The organism is Caballeronia sp., from assembly GCF_028292365.1.
GTDB lineage: Bacteria > Pseudomonadota > Gammaproteobacteria > Burkholderiales > Burkholderiaceae > Caballeronia.
This window is the reverse complement of sequence record NZ_JAQGMM010000329.1, coordinates 1-2660: the sequence shown is the minus strand read 5'-3', so window position 1 is coordinate 2660 and position 2660 is coordinate 1. Positions and strand designations below refer to the sequence as shown.

3 protein-coding genes and 1 pseudogene are annotated in these 2660 nt (G+C 61.7%); all 4 read right to left on the bottom strand.

Going from position 1 to position 2660, the window contains the following annotated elements; genetic code table 11:
• The coding region (gene ruvB, locus JWR14_RS20115) for a Holliday junction branch migration DNA helicase RuvB (RefSeq protein ID WP_299710218.1) at positions 1–1060 on the bottom strand (1060 nt) is incomplete at its 3' end.
• 88 nt (positions 1061–1148) lie between these two features.
• Positions 1149–1730, bottom strand: coding sequence for a Holliday junction branch migration protein RuvA (ruvA, locus tag JWR14_RS20110; protein ID WP_299710216.1), 582 nt, complete (start codon positions 1728–1730; stop codon positions 1149–1151).
• Positions 1731–1751: 21 nt separating this feature from the next.
• Positions 1752–2294 (bottom strand): crossover junction endodeoxyribonuclease RuvC, encoded by a 543-nt coding sequence (gene ruvC / locus JWR14_RS20105; RefSeq protein ID WP_299710213.1) that lies wholly within the window; start codon positions 2292–2294, stop codon positions 1752–1754.
• A 105-nt stretch (positions 2295–2399) separates the two neighbouring features.
• A pseudogene (purH, locus tag JWR14_RS20100) lies at positions 2400–2660 on the bottom strand (bifunctional phosphoribosylaminoimidazolecarboxamide formyltransferase/IMP cyclohydrolase); the annotation flags it as partial.

Below are 2660 nucleotides of genomic sequence, written 5' to 3'. Positions count from 1 at the left end.
TGTCTGCGTTGGCGTCCCACAGTTCGCGGACCGGGCCGGCGTCGGGAGCGGCCAGGCCAAAGTGGCGATACGTGAGCAATGTGGCAACGCGTCCGCGCGGCGTGCGTTGTAAATATCCCTGCTGGATCAAATAAGGTTCCAGCACGTCTTCAATGGTGTCGCACTCTTCGCCAATAGCCGCCGCCAGATTGTCGACCCCGACCGGACCGCCATCGAATTTGTGCAGGATGGCTTCCAGTAGTTTGCGATCCATCAGGTCGAAGCCGACCGGATCGACGTCCAGCATCTTCAACGCGGCATCGGCGACGTCGGCTGTGATGTTGCCGTCCGCTCGCACCTCAGCGTAATCACGCACACGCCGCAGCAGCCGGTTCGCGATCCGCGGCGTCCCGCGTGCCCGCTTCGCAATTTCCAACGCCCCTTCCGGGACGATATCCGCCTTGAGCAGTGACGCCGAGCGCGTAACGATCCGCGCCAGTTCGCTCGCGGTGTAAAACTCCAGCCGCGACACAATGCCGAATCGATCGCGTAACGGGTTGGTCAGCATGCCCGCCCGCGTGGTCGCGCCGACCAGCGTGAACGGCTGCAAATCCAGCTTTACGCTGCGTGCCGCCGGGCCTTCACCGATCATGATGTCGATTTGATAATCCTCGAGCGCCGGATACAGGATTTCCTCGACGACCGGCGACAGCCGATGAATTTCGTCGATGAAAAGCACATCGTTTTTCTCGAGGTTGGTCAGTAGCGCAGCCAGATCGCCGGCGCGTTCCAGTACCGGCCCCGACGTTTGCCGCAGATTAACGCCCATCTCCCGCGCGATGATGTGCGCGAGCGTGGTCTTGCCGAGACCCGGTGGCCCGAACAACAGAACGTGGTCGAGCGCTTCGGAGCGTCGCCGCGCGGCCTCGATAAAAATCTGAAGTTGATCGCGGATCTTCTCCTGCCCGACGTATTCCTCGAGATCGCGCGGCCGCAGCGCGCGCTCGAACACTTCCTCGTTCGGCGAGACGGGAGTAGCCGAAATGATGCGTTCGGCAGCGAGTTTGTCGGTTTCTATCATGCGTCGATTGTACCGCGTGGCTCGAACACGAAAAGCTGGCCGATCGGCCGACTGTTGGCCGGATCAGCAACGTGGGAGACTGGCCTGACTAGCTCTTGGACAGCGCTTTCAGGGCCAGCTTGATGCCTTCCGAGACGCCCGTGCCAGCCGGAACATTCTTCACCGACATTAGCGCTTCTTTTTCGGAGTAACCCAATGACAGCAATGCATTCAGGATATCGCTCGCGTGGTCTGGGCCGCTCACCGTGCCCGCTACCGTGCCCAGATCCGCGCCAAGCTTGCCTTTCAGTTCGAGCAACAGGCGCTCGGCCGTCTTCTTGCCAATGCCAGGCGTGCGTGTCAGACGCGCAGCGTCCTGCATCGTCACCGCCTGAGCGAGTTCCTGAACGCTCATGCCCGACAGCACGGCGAGCGCCATGCGCGCCCCGATGCCGCTGATCTTGAGCAGTTCGCGGAAGGTCGTGCGTTCCTGTTGCGTACCGAAGCCGTATAGCAAATGCGCGTCTTCACGAACGATCAACTGGGTCAGCAGCACGATCTTTTCGCCGCTGTTCGGCAGGTTGTAGAAGGTGCTCATGGGGACGGCGATTTCGTAGCCTACGCCGCCGCAATCAACGAGTAAGTACGGTGGATTTTTTTCCAGCAAAACGCCTGCAATGCGACCAATCATGGTGAGGAACTTGTAGTGGAGTTAGCCGACAAGACGGCCGCGCCGTACGCGCAGGCCCTTTTTTGCCAGCGATGGCGCGATCTCGCCGAGCGCGGTCATCGCGCTGCCGGCGTGCGCGTGGCAGATGGCCATGCCGAGCGCATCGGCGGCGTCGGTGCCCGGTACCCCCGTGAGCGCGAGCAAGCGCACAACCATTTGCTGCATTTGCTCCTTCGTGGCGCGGCCATAGCCCACCACGGCTTGCTTCAACTGCAAGGCCGTATATTCAGCGACGGGCACGCCGCTCGCGACCAGGCCACAGATTGCTGCGCCGCGCGCCTGGCCGAGCAGCAGCGTGGATTGCGGATTAACGTTGACGAACACTTTTTCGATCGCGGACTGGTCGGGCGCGTGTTGCCGGACAAGTGTCGAAATACCTTCGAAGATCGTGTGCAGACGCGACGGCAAATCTGCGTCGGCAGTCTTGATGACGCCGCTCGTCACATAGGTCAGCGTTTGACCGGTCTTGTCGATAACGCCGAACCCCGTCACGCGCAGGCCCGGGTCAATACCGAGAATTCTCATGGAGTGCCGTTGGAACGTAGTGCTTGCGATACTAACAGCGCGGCGCAAAAAGTAAAAAGCCCGGTGCGCCTGCCGGCAACCGGGCTCTGCAAAGGTGAAGCGTACTTAGTGACGGAAGTGACGTGTTCCGGTCAGCACCATCGCAATGTTGTGCTCGTCCGCAGCGGCGATCACTTCGTCATCGCGCATGGAGCCGCCCGGCTGGATCACGCAGGTCGCGCCCGCGTTGACGACGACGTCGAGGCCATCGCGGAACGGGAAAAACGCATCCGATGCCACCGCCGATCCGGCCAGCGACAAGCCCGCGTTCTGCGCCTTGATGCTGGCAATGCGCGCCGAATCCACACGGCTCATCTGGCCCGCGCC